Origin of the sequence: Micromonospora sp. NPDC049374, from assembly GCF_040677165.1 — a bacterium.
Classification (GTDB): Bacteria; Actinomycetota; Actinomycetes; order Mycobacteriales; family Micromonosporaceae; genus Micromonospora.
Genome location: NZ_JBFAQH010000012.1, coordinates 134,980 through 149,907, shown reverse-complemented (window position 1 = coordinate 149,907; position 14,928 = coordinate 134,980). Strand labels below are relative to the sequence as shown.

Genomic DNA, 14,928 nt, shown 5'->3' with positions numbered 1-14,928 from the left:
GGTTCCCGCCTGACGTGGGTCACGCCGAGGAGGCCTGCGCCGCGCGCATCAGCCGGAGCTGACCGATCTCGGCCACGTTCTTCATCAGCTCGGCGTTGACCCAGCCCACCAGGTGCCGGACGGTGTGCCCGCTCTCCGCCGGCCACGGAAACGTGGCAGCGGCCTCAAGATCGCCGTCGGTGAGGTCGTCGAGCACCGCCAGCCACCGGGTACGCAGGTCTCGCAGCCACGACACGGTCTCCGCGCCCGGTCCGGGCCAGTCGACGTCCTCCCGCGCCGGCACCGGGTGTCCGCTCAGGTGATCGGCAGCCGAGGTCCACCACCAGCCGAGGTGCCAGCTCAGCCAGCCGATCGTGGGCACCGGGACCGGATCGGGTTCAGCGTCCGCCCAGTCCGGTTTCCACAGGCCCTCGGAATCGCGGCGCATGGTCCACAGATGCTCGGCCGGCTGCCACCCGAAATCCGCCGGCTCCAACCGTTCGAGGTGGTACTCGAACAGTGACCAGGTGAGGTCGAACTGCCACCGGAGGAGGCTCTGGCACGACGTGGGCATCCGCACAGGATGCCGCTGATCGCCGCCCGGGTCGACTGGTATTCAGCTCCGCCGGGTCAGCCCGGCCCTGGCCCGCTCCACGATCAGGCAGCGGTCCTCGACGTAGTCGATCCCAGCCTCCTCGGCGATCTGCCGAGCCTGCGCCGAGACGATGCCGAGCTGCAACCACACCGCCGGGGCGCCGACCGCCACCGCCTGCCGCACCACTTCCACGGCGTCTTGGGCCGGCCGGAACACGTCGACCAGGTCGACCGGGTGTGGGATGTCGGCCAGGGACCGGTAGACCGGCTCGCCGAAGAGTTTGTCGGCGGTCGGGTTGACCGGAATGATGCGCCAGCCATGCCGCTGCATCTCCAGCGGTACGCGGTGAGCAGCCTTGAACGGATCGCGGGACGCACCGACGACGGCGATCACGGCGGCGTCGGCGAGGATCTGCTTGGCGGCACGCATCCGACGACTGTAGCCGCGTCGCTGTCCAGGCTGCCCCCGATCGACCTTTCGACAACGCTCAGCCTCCCCCGCCCCGCCCTGTTCAGAGCAGGCTCAGCTGCTCCGGTGCTGGTGCTGGCTGCGGCGCGGCACGGTGTTCGCCGGCCTCGGCCCGGATCAGCCCGTGACGGCGGGCGGCGATGCGGACCCGGGCGGTCAGCTCCCGCTGGTAGGACTGCGGCGCGTACGCGCCCGCCCGGAACAGCTCCCGGTAGCGCGGAACCAGATGGGGGTGCTCCCGCCCGAGCCACCGCGCGTACCACTCGCGAGCGCCGGGACGCAGGTGTAGCGCAAGCGGCGTCACGCTGGCCGCGCCCGCCGCGGCGATCGCCGCCACGGTGGCCTCGATCGACTCGTCCGAGTCGGAGAGGCCGGGCAGGATCGGCGCCATCAGTACGCCCACCTCGAAGCCGGCGTCGGCGAACCGGCGTACCGCGTCGAGCCGGCGGCGTGGGCTCGGCGTGCCGGGCTCGACCGAGCGCCACAGTCGCTCGTCGACGAACCCGACCGAGAAGGAGACGCCCACCCGAGCGGCCTCGGCCGCCTGCCGCAGCAGCGGGAGATCACGTTGGATCAGGGTGCCCTTGGTCAGGATGGAGAACGGATTCGCGAAGTCGCGCAGCGCCTCGATGATCGGCGGCATGAGCCGGTAGCGCCCTTCGGCCCGCTGGTAGCAGTCGACGTTCGTGCCCATCGCCACGTGCGCGCCGCGCCAGCGCGGTGCGGCCAGCTCACGGCGCAGCAGCTCACCCGCGTTGACCTTGACGACCACCCGGCTGTCGAAGTCCGCCCCCGCGTCGAAGTCAAGGTAGGTGTGAGTATTTCGGGCAAAGCAGTTGTGGCTCACCACCCCGTCGGCGATGAAGTCACCGGTGCCCGTGGTGATGTCCCACAGCGGAAGGTCCAGCCCGAGAGATTCGATCTCGGTGACCCGCAGCCTGGCCCGGCACTTCACCGCAGCCCCCTCGATCGAACGTTTGCGGGTGATGGCGGGATCGGTCAGGTGGAAAAACCGCAGACGTTCCGCGAGGCCACCCGTCACCCTCAGGGTGCGGACCCGGTTGGCCCGCCCAGAACCCTCGAGTATGGCGGAGAGGTCGAAGTGACGTAACGCGTCCGCTGTCCGGGTCAGGATGGCGTCGTCGGCATTGGAGATCCGGAGGATCCCCCGGCTACAACTTCCTTCGGCGTCGAAGATGCCGGCGAGGAAACCTCGGTACCAGTCGTCGTCGGGCTGCGCGGGCCACGCGATGAGCCTCCGGATGGCGTTCAGGTCCGCCTCCCTGGAGGAGCGGATGGCTCCCATCGCCCGGCGATGTGAACTGGCCGGTGTGAAGGAGAACCGTGTCGTGTCAACTCCGAACGCGCGCAGATAGCGCTGGGTGCGGTGCAGCGCTTCCTCGTCGGCCAGCGCGAGCCGGAACCTGTGCACGACGCCGTACGGGTAGACGTAGGTGCCGAGGTTGCCGTCCCCGCGGATCATGCCGCTGAGATAGCCCTTTCGGTAGGCGTCGTTCTCCTTCGGTCCGGCTGCGAATCGCCCTGTGCCGATCAGGCGGTTGTTCGTGGTCAGGTAGGGGCGCTGGCCGTCGCCGTGCATGGCGCCCGTGACGTGCTTCCAACCCCGTTCGGTCAGGAAGCGGTGATCGCCACTCGCGACAAATGTCGTGCCGTCCTCGAGCGTGAGCCGGTAGGCCGGCTTCATCGTCGACCACTTGGCCAGAACGGTGGTCACCACGTAGCGGCGGTAGGCACCCCGCCGTTCGGTCCCATAGATGCGGTCGCCCACCTCCAGATCGCGTATCGCTCTGATGCCTCCGTCGGCCATCAGGATCGGAGTGTCCCCGGACAGGCAGTACGAACATGCATGGCTGCATCCCCGGTACGGATTGATCGTCCACTCGAACGGGACGCGGGAGGTGCCCGGGACCTTGTTGAGGATCGACTTGGCGCGTACCTCGTAGAAGGTCATGCCGGCGAAGTCCGGTGTGTCGAAGGTGCGGACGACCGCATCGGGCAGCGCCAGCGGCAGGGGTGGCGTCGCTGGCGCTGCCCGTCCGGGAACTCCCTCGACCGGGGGAGCGGTGAGGTTGTCCCAGCGCATGGCCAGTATTCGAACACATGTGCTATCTGCGTGCAAGTGACTCGCCGGACACTCGCGTGTGCGGTAGCCGACGCTGGGGGCAGGATGAGTGCATGTCGACCTTCGTCTACGACGGGGACTGCGCCTTCTGCACCCGCTGCGCGGAGTTCATCGAGCGGCGCATCCCGACCGGTGCCCGCGTGGTGCCCTGGCAGTTCGCCGACCTCGACCGGCTCGGCCTGACCGAGGCGGAGTGCGAGGAGGCGGTGCAGTGGGTCGGCGCCGACGGCAGCCGGGCCGCCGGCCCGGACGCCATCGCCGCGCTGCTCGCCAGCAGCGGCCGTGGGTGGCGGCTCGCCGGAGCCGGGCTACGGATCCCGCCGGTACGCGCCGCCGCCTGGCCCGCGTACCGCTGGGTGGCCCGCAACCGGCACCGCATGCCGGGCGGTACGGCCGCCTGCTCGCTGCCCCAGGAGACCCGGGACCGCCTCTACGGCCCCTCCGCCGGCTGACACCTCGCACGAATGCCTGCCCGCTCCGGGTCGTACGGCGCACGGGATCGTGGGCCGGTCAGGGCGCTGCCGGATCCGGCACCGGCGGGGTGTCGGCCGGCAGCGGGTCCGAGCCGAGCCTTCGCTGGTCGGGCGTGAACCTGCGGGCCAGGAACTGTCGTACTGCGACGAGCGGGCGGACCTTCTCCAGTGGCAGGAAGCTGGTCATGGCGACCAGGTGCGGTGCGAACGAGATGGTGATGGTCGCGATCGTCACCAGGTGGAACGAGTAGAAGAAACCGACCGTTGCGAGCCGCCAGCGCTCGGGCAGCACGAAGACCAAGGGGCTGAGCAGTTCGAAGGCGAGGATGCCGAACTGGGCGACGAGCAGCAGGTGGGGCACCTGCGCGATCAGGTCCGCCAGGTCGGTGCCGCGTCGGATGATCGCCTTGGCGAGCACCGAGCCGGTCGCCCAGTCCAGGCCGCCGAAGCGGAACTTCGCCCAGGCCGCCAGGAAGTAGGTGCAGACCACCGAGATCTGGGTGACCCGCAGCGCCCAGCCGCCTGCCTCCGTCCTGGTCGGGTCGCCGTGCCGGGCCCGGCCCGCGGTGGGCAGCACGGCCAGCGCGACGAGCAGGGCGAACCGGTCGTGGTCCACCTTGCCGTAGCTCATCGCGACGATCATCCACTCCAGGTAGAGCGCGAAGACCGTCCAGCCGAGCAGTCGGGGAGCCCGTCCGGTCGCGGCGGGCAGGGCCAGCAGCAGCAGGGCCCAGAAGATCACGCTTACCAGCGTCGCGGTGGGGGTGGGCAGCGGCAGGACCCGCCCGACGAACAGCGGTTGGTAGAGGTTGCCGGGTACGTCGACGCGATCTCGTACCCAGGGGGTGAAGACGACCAGGTCGGCGGCGACGAAGAGGTAGACAAGCGTGCGGAACGCGGCGACGCGACCGCGGGGCACCGCTTCGGTGAGCCAGCGACTCATCGGGTGACCTGCCAGCGGACGACGGTCTCGTCGACCCATCGACCGGTGGGCCGACGGTCGGTGATGTCGTGCCACCGGATCACGATCCGGACCTCGGTTAGTTCCGGTGCGTCGGGATGGCGCCGGCCGTACGCCTCGGCGATCTCGCGCAGCCGGCTGGGGTCGTCGACGTACCGGCTCTGCTGACCCTCGATCTCGGCCCGGCGGATGCCGGTCGCTCCCTCGCCCAACTCGACGAGGTTGCCGCTGAGGTCGACCCCTTCCACCCGGGTGTCCGGGGCGTCCGCGTCGGCCGGATCGGAGGTGGAGTACATCCGGAAGGGACCGAACGGGAAGTGGTCGTCCGCGCCCCAGGTCGTGCCGGCGAGCAGGACGGCGAGGCCGAGTGCCGTCACCGCCACCCGGACCGTACGGCCGCGGCTCGTCAACGCATCCATCGCGTGCTGAAGATACGGCACGGGCGCTCGTTGGAGTGGCCTGATCGGCGGGCCGTGTCCCAGCTGTGACGGGTCCGGCGTCAGGTGGGAGTGCGGACGCCGATGGCCGGGCCCGATGCGGGCCCGGCCATCGATTCCGTGAGATCAGTGCTTGTGCTCGGCGAGCTTCTTGCGAACGTCGTCCATGTCGAGCGCCTGAACCTGCTCGATGAGGTTCTCCAGAGCCGACTCCGGCAGCGCACCCGGCTGGGCGAAGACGATCACGCCGTCGCGGATCGCCATGATGGTCGGGATGGACCGGATGTCGAACTTGGCGGCGAGTTCCTGCTGCGCCTCGGTGTCCACCTTGCCGAAGGTGATGTCCGCATGCTTGTCGGACGATCGCTCGTAGACCGGAGCGAACCGCTTGCAGGGACCGCACCAGTCGGCCCAGAAGTCAACCAGCACGATGCCGTTGCCCTCGGTCACCTGGTCGAAGTTAGCCGTGGTCAGCTCGACGGTTGCCATGTGAGTCTCTCCGATCACGCGAAACAGCTACGTCTGGTGGAACTCGGGCGTACCCCATCGCATTCCCGCCGTGGTGCCACCGTAACCCTGGTCGCAGTCCGGGTGGGGTCTTTGTCCGCATCGATCATCGTCGGTCTTCGACGGTGTCCGCAGATCGCACATGCATGTCGCATTTGCGTGACCGCCCGTAATGGGAGCGTTTCCAATGAGATCAACGCTCTGACCCGGTACGAAGCAGTAACTTTGGCGTTGACGAGCGGCGATTCGACCTGCAGAGATCGCTTTTTGGCCGACGATCAGTCACTAAGAGTAATGTAACAAAAAGATAAATGTGACCTCGGTCTCTGTGCGACCGGACGGGTGTACGGCAGAATCTTGAGACATCAGAGCGTGGGCGGCGGGTGCCGGGGAGGGCCCCGCCGCTCATTGCGTCCGGCCTCGGTTTCTCCGCGCCGGCCCCGCCCGCTCAGGTGCTGATCAAGCGGCCTTTCCGGGGTCGGCTGGTGTGACATTCCGACGCCTGTCCCGCCCTGCGGTTCGCCTTAACCCTCGATAAGGCATGCTGTGCCGAACTCCGCCGCCTCCGTCGAAGGAGACCAGGATGCAGTTCGGCCGCTACTACGAGGAGTTCGAGGTCGGCGCGGTCTACCGGCACTGGCCGGGCAAGACGGTCACCGAGTACGACGACCACCTGTTCTGCCTGCTCACCATGAACCACCATCCGCTGCACATGGACGCGCACTACGCCGAGACGGCGAGTCAGTTCAAGCGCAACGTCGTGGTCGGCAACTACATCTACTCGCTGCTGCTCGGCATGTCGGTGCCCGACGTCAGCGGCAAGGCCATCGCGAACCTGGAGATCGAATCGCTGCGGCACGTCGCACCCACCTTCCACGGCGACACGATCTACGGCGAGACCACGGTGCTGGACAAGCGCGAGTCCGCGTCCAAGCCGGATCGTGGCGTGGTGGCGGTGGAAACCCGCGGCTACAACCAGGACGGCACGCTGGTCTGCGTCTTCCGGCGCAAGGTGATGGTCCCCAAGCGGGAGTACGCCGCGGCATCCGTGCCTGACGGCGTCGACCCCGAGCGGCCCAGTTTTCCCGAGCCCCGCTGACCCGTGCGCGGGTGATTCCGCCCGAGGACGGGCTCGTCGCGCCCGGTCGGGTCGCAGCCGGCGGGGGTAGGGCGGCGCGCCGCAGCGGGTTCCCGGCGTAGGGGTTCCGTCCCCGGTCCGGGCGCATATGCTGGCGCCGGAGGTCCCGCCATGAGCGAGCGAATCACCACCGCCACCGCCTATTCCGCCACCGAGTGGGACCTGCTCACCAGCCTGCCCGGGCGGGTGATCGTGGCCGCTGCCGAGCCCGGCCCGGGGCGCCCGCACCGGGGCGTGGCGGCTGGCCTGGCCGGACTGGACGCGGTGGCGGCTGGGCGAGCCTTCGACAGCGATCTGGTCCGGGCGGTGGTGGCCGCGATCTACGCCCGGCACGACGGGGCATCCCCGCCAGCGGCCCAGCTCACCGACCTGGTGGACGTGCTCGCCGCCTGCCGGGCCGTCGTGCGGGTACTGGATCGCCATACCGACCCCGCCGACTCGGCGGCCTACCGACAGTGGGTGCAGTCGGTGGCCGCACGGGTCTGTCGTACCGCGTCCTCGGCAGGGCCCGGCGGCATGCTGGCTCCCGCCGACCGCCGTTTCCTCGACCGGCTCGGCGGCGCCCTCGCCCTGCGCTGAGCGGCACCCGCACCCCGCGCTGAGCGGCGCCTTCGCCTCGCCCTTACTGACGCGCTCTCGCCCTGCGCTGACCGGTGCCCTGGCCCGGTGGGAGCCGGCGGCCGGGCGGCAGGCGTAGGTCGGACGGCAGGCATAGGTTCGGCGGTGGCCGGGCGGCGGGGTGTGGCCCGAACTGCGGGGCGTAACCTGCGTGATCGTGACCGGTGAGCAGCTCGACGTCGGCGTGGGTCCCTGGCCCGGGGACCTGCCGGAGGATCCCCGCTACGACCCGGAACTGCTCGCCGAGGGGGATCGGCGCAACGTGGTCGATCGCTACCGCTACTGGCGGCGCGAGGCGATCGTCGCCGACCTGGATCGGCGGCGACACGACTTCCACGTGGCGATCGAGAACTGGCAGCACGACCTCAACATCGGCACGGTGGTCCGCAACGCCAACGCGTTCCTCGCGGCCGAGGTACACATCGTGGGCCGGCGGCGCTGGAACCGCCGCGGCGCGATGGTCACCGACCGCTACCAGCACGTACGCCACCACGAGACGATCGATGAGTTGGTCGGCTGGGCGGCGGAGCACGACCTCCCGCTGGTCGGGATCGACAACCTGCCCGGCTGTGAGCCATTGGAGACAAGCACGCTGCCGCGGCGATGCGTCCTGCTGTTCGGTCAGGAGGGCCCGGGCCTGTCCGGGGCCGCGCATTCCGCGTGCGACCACGTCTTCTCCATCGCCCAGTTCGGCTCGACCCGCTCGATCAATGCCGGGGTGGCCAGCGGAATCGCCATGCACGCCTGGATCCGCACCCACGCCACCCCACCCCCCGCCTGACCGCCCACCCACACCTGCTCTCCCCCCACCACCAGCTCCCGTCGATCATGAAGTTGTTGTCGCGACACGCCGGGGGGCGAGGGAACAACTTCATGATCGTGTAGCTCCGCGTTCGGCGGCGGAGCCGGCCGGGGGGTGGGGGTGGGGGTGGGGGCGGCTCGGTGGGGGTGGGGGCGGCTCGGTGGGGGGCAATGAGGGCGCTCGGCTTGACGGGGGGCGGCCACGGGGTGACGGTGGAGTAGTGACGGTTGCGGTGAGTTGTCCCAGATGCGGTGGGCCGGTCCGGTCGCCGGACCTCATGCACCCGGATTCCCGCTGCCCCGACTGCGGGCCGGTCGCACCCCTGCACGTGCCCGAGCACATCGGCGCGGAGATCGTGGCCAGCGTGGTCGAACACATCCAGGCCGCCACCCGGCCGCAGCAGCCGGCGGTTCCGCTGTGGTGCCCGTGGCCGCTGCCTCCGGGTTGGACCACGACCGGCGTGGCGTGGGCCGGCGACGACCGGCTCGGAGTGCGGGCCACGGCGGTCGCCTGCGCCGGGCCCGCCCCGCTGGCCGGTGGCCCGGCGGACCTGGTCTTCGTGGCCGAGGAACCCGGCGTGGGACTGGGCACGCGATACGCCGGGGTGCTCGGCCCGGACGCCGGACCGGAACTGGCTGAGGCGCTGACCGACCCGGGCCCGGGGCATCCCGGCCATGTCGGACGCGCCGGGATCAGGGTGGCTGGCCACCCAACTCCACTGTGGCTGGTGAACTCACTGCCGGATCGAAGCGCGTACGCCGGCGAGGCTCGGGGAATGTGGCTCTATGCGATAGCCTGGCCGGCGAGTGCGGGGCATCTGCTCGCGGAGGACGTGCTGCTGCACGACCTGGTCGAGTGGACGCCACCCGAGCTCGTGTACGGCGCTCCATCTCCGTACCTGCACGGGAAGGCTTGACAAGCCTCCCGGAATGTCGGAGAACGGACGCAGATATTCACGGTAAGACACCACGCTGATACTCTGGGTGCCGCTGCGGTAATGGGACCCGGCGCCGCGCGAGAGGATGGCCCGCCATGGTCAAGAAGGTCCTCACCTGGGCCGGAATCGCATTCTTGATCTTCTTCGTCGCCTACCGGCCAAATTCCGCCGCGGACGTGTTCAAGTCGCTGGGCGGCGGCATCATGGACATCGCCCAGGGCTTCGGCGACTTCTTCACCTCACTGGTCGCCTAGCCTCCGATGGGAAGCCCCTCCGGCCCACCCTTCGATCCCGACGATCCCGACCGGGCCCGCCGGGAACGCGACACAGAGCCGATCCCTCGAATCGATCCCGACGACGGGCCGGGCTACGGATCCGGCGCTCGCCTCTCCGACGGTCCGTCCTTCTCCGACGACGCCGGCTACGGCGACGGTCCGGGGTACGCCGGCGAGGGGCGGTCGGGTCGGGCCTGGGTACGCGATCCGGAGGCCGGTTATCTGCCCCCGGAGATCTCCGAGGAGGAGCTGGCCGGCCTGCGTGCCGATGCCAGCGGTGCCGCCCCCCGCCGGGTGCTGCCGCTGGAGGACGAACCCAGCTCGTTGGTCGCCCGATACCTCTTCCCGACCGAGCGGTACCGGGGCGAGTGGAAGCGGCACTGGGTCCACCTCGTCACCCCGATCATCGTCGGCGTCGCCGCCACCTTCGTGCTCGGCTACCTCTCCGGCTTCCTCGCCGGTCAGGACGTCGGCGCGCTCACCACGATCGCGGTGCTGCTCTGGTTCGCGGTGATGGGCTGGGTGGCGTGGCGGGTCGCCGACTGGTGGTACGACCGCTTCATCCTGACCAACAAGCGGGTCATGGTGGTCAACGGGATCATCACCCGGCGAGTGGCGATGATGCCCCTGGTCCGGGTGACCGACATGAAGTACGAGCAGACGCCAGCGGGCCGGGCGCTCAACTACGGCACCTTCGTGCTGGAGTCCGCCGGTCAGGAGCAGGCGCTACGCGAGGTCAAGAACCTGCCGAACCCCAACGAGCTCTATCTGCGCGTCGTCGAGGAGATGTACGAGCCGCAGGCGGTCGAGGCACGGTTGGGCAAGGAGCAGGACGAGGCGAAGGCCGACGACGGAGCCTGAAACTTCCTGACCGAACATCGGAGATATTGCGCACCTCCCGTCCTCGACCCGCTGGTCACGCTGTGGCAGGCTGCGGCAGGATCAGGCACGGAGGTGGCGTGTGGCCAGCAGCAACCCGCTGGAAGAGGAGTTTCGCGACTTCGTCGCGGCCCGCTCCGGCGCCCTGCTGCGTACCGCGTACCTGCTCACCGGGGACTGGGGCACGGCGGAGGACCTTCTCCAGACCGCGCTGACCAAGACGTACCTGGCGTGGAAGCGGCTGGGCGGGATCGAGGCGATCGAGCCCTACGCCCGACGTGTCATGGTCAACACCTCGACGAGTTGGTGGCGGCGTCGCTGGCACGGTGAGCGGCCGACCGAGGTGCTGCCGGAACATGCCGCCACCGACGAGATCGAACGCCAGTTGGACCGGGACGTGCTCTGGCGGCACTTGCGTGCGCTGCCCGCCCGGCAGCGCGCGGTGCTGGTGCTGCGTTTCTACGAGGACATGTCGGAGGCGCAAACCGCCGCCATACTCGAGATCTCGCCGGGCACCGTGAAGAGTCAGACCTCGCGGGCACTGGCCACGCTGCGGCGACGGATCGGCGCGGAGGAAGCCTTCGGCCTGCGCGCCCGCAGGCCGGAGCCAGCCGAGCAGCCGGCCGGCGGGACCGTCCCGGCCGGCGGCGCCGACCCCGGCGGTGCGACGGCCTCCCCTGACGTGGTCTCCTCGCTCGGCACGCCTGGGTCGGCAGGGGCCGGCGGGCGTGCCGACCCGGCGACCGCACCCGGGTCGGCGGCAGCGCAGCCCGACGGCGCGCTGGTCGGAGAGCGACGGTGAACCGGAAACCACCAGCTCATGACAACCAGAGCCGGTTCCCGGATCGTTCATTGGACGTGCCGCCCAACGAGCTGGAAGGTGCCCTCCGGGAGATGTTGTCCCGGCGGGTAGCCGTAACGCGTGCGGTCGCCGTCGACCCAGCGGGTGCGGCGATCCGACGGGCCAACCGGATCCAGCGCCGCCGGACCCTGGCCGGGATGGGCCTGGCCGTGATGGCGATCGTGGCGGTCAGCGCGGGCAGCCTGCAATTGCGCGACAACCGGCCACCGGCGGGTGGCACGGTGGTGATCGGAGACCCGGATCAACGACCGCTCGTCGATCGCACCATCCCGCCACCCGGGCCGGACACCGCGCCCCCGCTCGCCGAGGTCGATCTGGTGATTGACGGGTCGATCGCCACCGCGCAAGGTCGACGGGTGCCGCTGCTCGGCACCGGCGAGGTGGAACGGGCACATCGGCTCACCGACGGTCGTGGCTGGCTGGCCGTCGGGGCGTCGACCCTGGCCGGGCGGTTCCTGTGGGCGGTGGCTGCGGACGGCACCGCCCAGGTGCTGCTGGCCGGTGCCGACGAGATCGTCCTGGACGCAGACGGCCGGCAGGTCGCCTGGAAACAGGGCACGGTGCTGGCCGCCGCCGGGATCGTCAACGGTGAACTCGCCACCACCGTTCGGGCCGAGGCGCCGGCCGAGGCGGTGCCGCTGCGATTCGTCAACGGTGCCGTGCTGGTCAGGTTGGCGCCCGACCGTCCCGGCCACGCGCTGTGGTCACTGCGGCCCGGTCCACTGGCCCAGGGCGCTGACCGGGCCAGTACCCACATCTTCGGTGCGCTGCCCGACGGACGCCTGGTCGGTGAGATCAGCCCGGGTGCCGGGCTGCCCGTCTGCCTGGCCCTGCTCGAACCGGCCCGGGATCTCGGGCCCAGCCAGCCGGACTGTGGGCCGAAGTCGGCCGGCGACGGCCGGGGTGCGGTGTCACCGGACGGGCGCTGGCTGCTGGTCAACGGGCGGACGGCGGGTGCGGACTCGGCGCTGCTGGTGGACCTGGCCGAGTTCGACAAGTCCACCGGGGTACGGCCCGCCGGGCCGCCGATGAGCGGCACCGTGGTCTGGGGTACGCCCGACACGGCCTACTACGCCGACGCCGCCGGCGGCCTGGTGCGGGTGGCCGTGGATCGGGTCATCGCAGGCCGTCCCGCCGCGCCGACCGCCCTGCCCGGCCTCCCCGCCGGTGAGCTACCGGTGGTGGTGAGCGGTGGCTGACCGGGCAGCCGGTAACGGCGGGCGGCGATGACTTCCCGGATCGACCTGCACACGCATTCCACGGCCAGCGACGGCACTCTCGACCCGGCCGAGCTGATGCACGCCGCCGCCGCGGCGGGACTGGACGTGGTGGCGATCACGGACCACGACACCACCGACGGTTGGGAGCCGGCGCTGGGAGCCCTGCCGCCCGGGCTGCGGCTGGTCCGTGGCGCGGAGCTTTCCTGCCGATGGGACGGCGAGCAGCCCCCGGTGCCGCTGCACCTGCTGGCGTACCTCTTCGATCCGGAGCATCCGGAGCTGGTCGCCGAGCTGACCCGGGTGCGGGCAGCGCGGTTGGCCCGGGGAGAACGGATGGTGGACCTGCTGCGTGCCGACGGTATCGACGTGGACTGGCCGGAGATTCTGGCCTTGGCCGGCGGCGGGACGGTGGGCCGGCCGCACATCGCCCAGGCGCTCATCCGGGCCGGTCTGGTCACCACCACCACTGAGGCGTTCGGGCCGGAGTGGCTGGGGGAGCGGTACCGGCTCCCCAAGGAGGACATCGACGTGTTTCGGGCCGTTCGGCTGATTCGGGCGGCCGGCGGCGTGGCGGTGTTCGCCCATCCCCGGGCGAGCCGTCGCGGCCGGATCGTGCCGGACGAGCTGATCGGTGAACTGGCTGGGGCGGGACTGGTCGGCCTGGAGGCCGACCACGAGGACCATTCGCCGGCCGAGCGGGCCCAGGTACGCGGTTTGGCCGCCGAACTGGGCCTGCTGGTGACCGGCTCGTCGGACTTCCACGGCAGTCACAAGACGGTACGGCTCGGTGCCTTCACCACCGGCGTCGACGCGTACGAACGGATCGTCGCCGCCTCATCCGGGGTGACCGAGGTCGCTTCGGGCTGACCTGGGTTTCGACGCCGACCGTCACGGCTACGGTGACCGGGTGGATCTCAAGCTCTTCGGCGAGGTCTTCGTGACCCTGCTGGTGATCGTCGACCCGCCCGGCATGATGCCGATCTTCCTGGCGTTGACCGGCCCGCTGTCCGCGCGGGAGCGCAACCGGGCCGCCTGGCAGGCGGTCGCGCTGGCGCTGGGCGTGATCGTGATCTTCGCGGTGGCGGGTCAGACCCTGCTCGCCTACCTGCACGTCGACCTGCCGGCGTTGCAGGCGGCCGGTGGGCTGCTGCTCATCCTGGTCGCGCTCGAACTGCTGACCGGCAAGACCGACGACCCGACCAAACAGGCCACCGCCAACATCGCCCTGGTGCCGCTGGGTACGCCGTTGCTGGCCGGGCCCGGGGCGATCGTGGCGACGATGCTCTTCGTCCAGCGGGCCGACGGGCCGGCCGACTTCTCCGCGATCGCCGCCGCCATCGTCGCGGTGATGCTCACGGTCTGGATCGTGCTGCGATTCTCCGGAGGCATCGTGAAGGTGCTGCGTCCGGGCGGGATCGAGGTGCTCACCCGGATCGCCGGCCTGTTGCTGGCGGCGATCGCCGTACAGCTCATCGCGGACGCGATCGCGGCGTTCGTGGGCCAGTACAGCGGTGCCGGCTGACCGGCTCGCCCGTTCTGTCGGGGGTGGATGGCAGGATCAGGTTCGTGCGACGAGCCTCCCCAGCCGGACGACCCGCCGCCGGTGGCCGCCCGCCCCGGCCCCGCGACCCGCAGCCCGAGCAACTCGGCTTCGACGGCATGCCGGAGCGACTGTTCGTCTGCACGCCGAGCCGCCTCGGTGCGTACGCCGACTGTCCACGGCGCTACCGCTACTCCTACGTCGATCGCCCGCCGCCGCCGAAAGGTCCGCCCTGGGCGCACAACTCGCTCGGCGCCAGCGTGCACACCGCCCTGAAGAACTGGTATGCGCTGCCCGTCGACCGACGCCGTCCAGAGGTGTTGCCGACCCTGCTCAAGGGCACCTGGGTGCGCGAGGGCTACCGCGACGACGAGCAGGAGCGTGAGGCCTACCGGCGGGCGCTCGGCTGGCTGGAGGCGTACGTGGGCGGGCTCGATCCGGCCGACGAGCCGATCGGGGTGGAACGGGTGGTGGCGGTGAAGACCGGGGTGCTGGCCTTCAACGGCCGCGCCGACCGGATCGATTCGCGGTCCGGCCCGCAAGGGCCCGAACTGGTCATCGTGGACTACAAGACCGGCCGCGCCGGGTTGGACGGCGACGACGCGCGCGGTTCGCAGGCGCTGGCGCTGTACGCGTACGCGGCCGAGCGGGTGTTCCGCCGGCCGTGCCGCCGGGTCGAGTTGCACCACCTGCCGAGCGGCACCGTCGCCGCACACGAGCACAGCGCCGAGTCGCTGGCGCGGCAGGTGACCCGCGCGGAGGAGACCGCCCGCGACATCATGGCCGCCGAACGGGTGGTCGCCGACGGCGCCGATCCGGACGAGGTCTTCCCGACCGCCCCCGGCCCGCGCTGCTCCTGGTGCGACTACCGACGCACCTGCCCGGCGGGCTCGGCCACACCGGGCAAGGAACCGTGGGCCGCCGTGGAACGCTTCGCCGTGCCGGCAACCGAGGAGGACTGACCCGGATAGCTCGTCCGACATGGACGATCCACCCGGTCGCGGCGTGGCGTCACCCGTCATTGGCGCTGCCCGCGCTGAGGCTGCCTGCCGGAACGCCGCTGAGACGGGTGCTGCGCCGCGCTGTGGCTGTCC

The 14,928-nt window shown here is 70.7% G+C and carries 18 protein-coding genes; 12 read left to right on the top strand and 6 right to left on the bottom strand.

Annotated features, from left to right (window positions below; translation table 11 throughout):
- Positions 1-19 precede the first annotated feature (19 nt).
- From AB0J93_RS20605 to AB0J93_RS20595, 3 genes are all read right to left on the bottom strand, one after another.
- A complete protein-coding gene (locus AB0J93_RS20605) occupies positions 20-553 on the bottom strand; it encodes a DinB family protein (RefSeq protein ID WP_363923918.1) in 534 nt (177 codons plus the stop codon).
- A 42-nt stretch (positions 554-595) separates the two neighbouring features.
- Entirely contained in the window at positions 596-1,003 is a 408-nt protein-coding gene (locus AB0J93_RS20600; RefSeq protein WP_363923917.1) for a CoA-binding protein, read from the bottom strand.
- Positions 1,004-1,085: 82 nt separating this feature from the next.
- On the bottom strand, positions 1,086-3,146 hold the full coding sequence (locus tag AB0J93_RS20595) for an intein-containing Rv2578c family radical SAM protein (RefSeq protein ID WP_363923916.1): 2,061 nt from the start codon (positions 3,144-3,146) through the stop codon (positions 1,086-1,088).
- Positions 3,147-3,238: 92 nt separating this feature from the next.
- Between AB0J93_RS20595 and AB0J93_RS20590 the strand changes: the two genes are divergently transcribed.
- The gene (locus tag AB0J93_RS20590; protein WP_363923915.1) at positions 3,239-3,637 is read left to right on the top strand and encodes a DUF393 domain-containing protein; all 399 of its coding nucleotides are present in this window, start codon (positions 3,239-3,241) and stop codon (positions 3,635-3,637) included.
- Positions 3,638-3,695: 58 nt separating this feature from the next.
- Here the strand turns inward: AB0J93_RS20590 and AB0J93_RS20585 are convergent, their stop codons facing one another.
- The 3 genes from AB0J93_RS20585 to trxA form a co-directional block, all read right to left on the bottom strand.
- Positions 3,696-4,601: an MFS transporter permease gene (locus AB0J93_RS20585; protein WP_363923914.1), complete on the bottom strand. Its 906-nt coding sequence runs from the start codon at positions 4,599-4,601 to the stop codon at positions 3,696-3,698.
- The gene (locus AB0J93_RS20580; RefSeq protein WP_363923913.1) at positions 4,598-5,059 is read right to left on the bottom strand and encodes a hypothetical protein; all 462 of its coding nucleotides are present in this window, start codon (positions 5,057-5,059) and stop codon (positions 4,598-4,600) included. The genes AB0J93_RS20585 and AB0J93_RS20580 overlap by 4 nt, the downstream gene beginning before the upstream one ends.
- Before the next feature lie 123 nt (positions 5,060-5,182).
- The gene (gene trxA, locus AB0J93_RS20575) at positions 5,183-5,545 is read right to left on the bottom strand and encodes a thioredoxin (protein WP_093408323.1); all 363 of its coding nucleotides are present in this window, start codon (positions 5,543-5,545) and stop codon (positions 5,183-5,185) included.
- 601 nt (positions 5,546-6,146) lie between these two features.
- Here trxA and AB0J93_RS20570 point away from each other — a divergent pair.
- The 11 genes from AB0J93_RS20570 (at position 6,147) to AB0J93_RS20520 (ending at position 14,796) form a co-directional block, all read left to right on the top strand.
- Positions 6,147-6,662, top strand: a complete 516-nt coding sequence (locus AB0J93_RS20570; protein WP_363923912.1) for a MaoC family dehydratase — start codon at positions 6,147-6,149, stop codon at positions 6,660-6,662.
- Positions 6,663-6,812: 150 nt separating this feature from the next.
- Entirely contained in the window at positions 6,813-7,280 is a 468-nt protein-coding gene (locus AB0J93_RS20565) for a hypothetical protein (protein WP_363923910.1), read from the top strand.
- Positions 7,281-7,476: 196 nt separating this feature from the next.
- The gene (locus AB0J93_RS20560) at positions 7,477-8,100 is read left to right on the top strand and encodes an RNA methyltransferase (RefSeq protein ID WP_363923909.1); all 624 of its coding nucleotides are present in this window, start codon (positions 7,477-7,479) and stop codon (positions 8,098-8,100) included.
- 181 nt (positions 8,101-8,281) lie between these two features.
- Positions 8,282-9,037 carry a DUF6758 family protein gene (locus tag AB0J93_RS20555; RefSeq protein ID WP_363923908.1) on the top strand — a complete coding sequence of 252 codons (756 nt, stop codon included), beginning with the start codon at positions 8,282-8,284 and terminating at the stop codon, positions 9,035-9,037.
- Positions 9,038-9,153: 116 nt separating this feature from the next.
- Positions 9,154-9,312, top strand: coding sequence for a hypothetical protein (locus AB0J93_RS20550; RefSeq protein ID WP_007455302.1), 159 nt, complete (start codon positions 9,154-9,156; stop codon positions 9,310-9,312).
- A gap of 6 nt (positions 9,313-9,318) precedes the next feature.
- On the top strand, positions 9,319-10,194 hold the full coding sequence (locus tag AB0J93_RS20545; RefSeq protein ID WP_363923907.1) for a PH domain-containing protein: 876 nt from the start codon (positions 9,319-9,321) through the stop codon (positions 10,192-10,194).
- Positions 10,195-10,294: 100 nt separating this feature from the next.
- A complete protein-coding gene (locus tag AB0J93_RS20540) occupies positions 10,295-11,014 on the top strand; it encodes a SigE family RNA polymerase sigma factor (RefSeq protein WP_363923906.1) in 720 nt (239 codons plus the stop codon).
- 56 nt (positions 11,015-11,070) lie between these two features.
- A complete protein-coding gene (locus AB0J93_RS20535; RefSeq protein WP_363923904.1) occupies positions 11,071-12,273 on the top strand; it encodes a hypothetical protein in 1,203 nt (400 codons plus the stop codon).
- Between the two features lie 27 nt (positions 12,274-12,300).
- Positions 12,301-13,161, top strand: a complete 861-nt coding sequence (locus tag AB0J93_RS20530) for a PHP domain-containing protein (RefSeq protein ID WP_363923903.1) — start codon at positions 12,301-12,303, stop codon at positions 13,159-13,161.
- Between the two features lie 40 nt (positions 13,162-13,201).
- On the top strand, positions 13,202-13,816 hold the full coding sequence (locus AB0J93_RS20525; RefSeq protein WP_363923902.1) for a MarC family protein: 615 nt from the start codon (positions 13,202-13,204) through the stop codon (positions 13,814-13,816).
- A gap of 44 nt (positions 13,817-13,860) precedes the next feature.
- The gene (locus AB0J93_RS20520; protein ID WP_363923901.1) at positions 13,861-14,796 is read left to right on the top strand and encodes a PD-(D/E)XK nuclease family protein; all 936 of its coding nucleotides are present in this window, start codon (positions 13,861-13,863) and stop codon (positions 14,794-14,796) included.
- Positions 14,797-14,928 lie beyond the last annotated feature (132 nt).

Bases quoted from the DNA above. Each gene is read 5' to 3' on its own strand.
- AB0J93_RS20605 (WP_363923918.1), bottom strand. From the start codon at position 553: ATGCCCACGTCGTGCCAGAGCCTCCTCCGGTGGCAGTTCGACCTCACC.
- AB0J93_RS20600 (WP_363923917.1), bottom strand. From the start codon at position 1,003: ATGCGTGCCGCCAAGCAGATCCTCGCCGACGCCGCCGTGATCGCCGTC.
- AB0J93_RS20595 (WP_363923916.1), bottom strand. From the start codon at position 3,146: ATGCGCTGGGACAACCTCACCGCTCCCCCGGTCGAGGGAGTTCCCGGA.
- AB0J93_RS20590 (WP_363923915.1), top strand. From the start codon at position 3,239: ATGTCGACCTTCGTCTACGACGGGGACTGCGCCTTCTGCACCCGCTGC.
- AB0J93_RS20585 (WP_363923914.1), bottom strand. From the start codon at position 4,601: ATGAGTCGCTGGCTCACCGAAGCGGTGCCCCGCGGTCGCGTCGCCGCG.
- trxA (WP_093408323.1), bottom strand. From the start codon at position 5,545: ATGGCAACCGTCGAGCTGACCACGGCTAACTTCGACCAGGTGACCGAG.
- AB0J93_RS20570 (WP_363923912.1), top strand. From the start codon at position 6,147: ATGCAGTTCGGCCGCTACTACGAGGAGTTCGAGGTCGGCGCGGTCTAC.
- AB0J93_RS20565 (WP_363923910.1), top strand. From the start codon at position 6,813: ATGAGCGAGCGAATCACCACCGCCACCGCCTATTCCGCCACCGAGTGG.
- AB0J93_RS20550 (WP_007455302.1), top strand. From the start codon at position 9,154: ATGGTCAAGAAGGTCCTCACCTGGGCCGGAATCGCATTCTTGATCTTC.
- AB0J93_RS20545 (WP_363923907.1), top strand. From the start codon at position 9,319: ATGGGAAGCCCCTCCGGCCCACCCTTCGATCCCGACGATCCCGACCGG.
- AB0J93_RS20530 (WP_363923903.1), top strand. From the start codon at position 12,301: ATGACTTCCCGGATCGACCTGCACACGCATTCCACGGCCAGCGACGGC.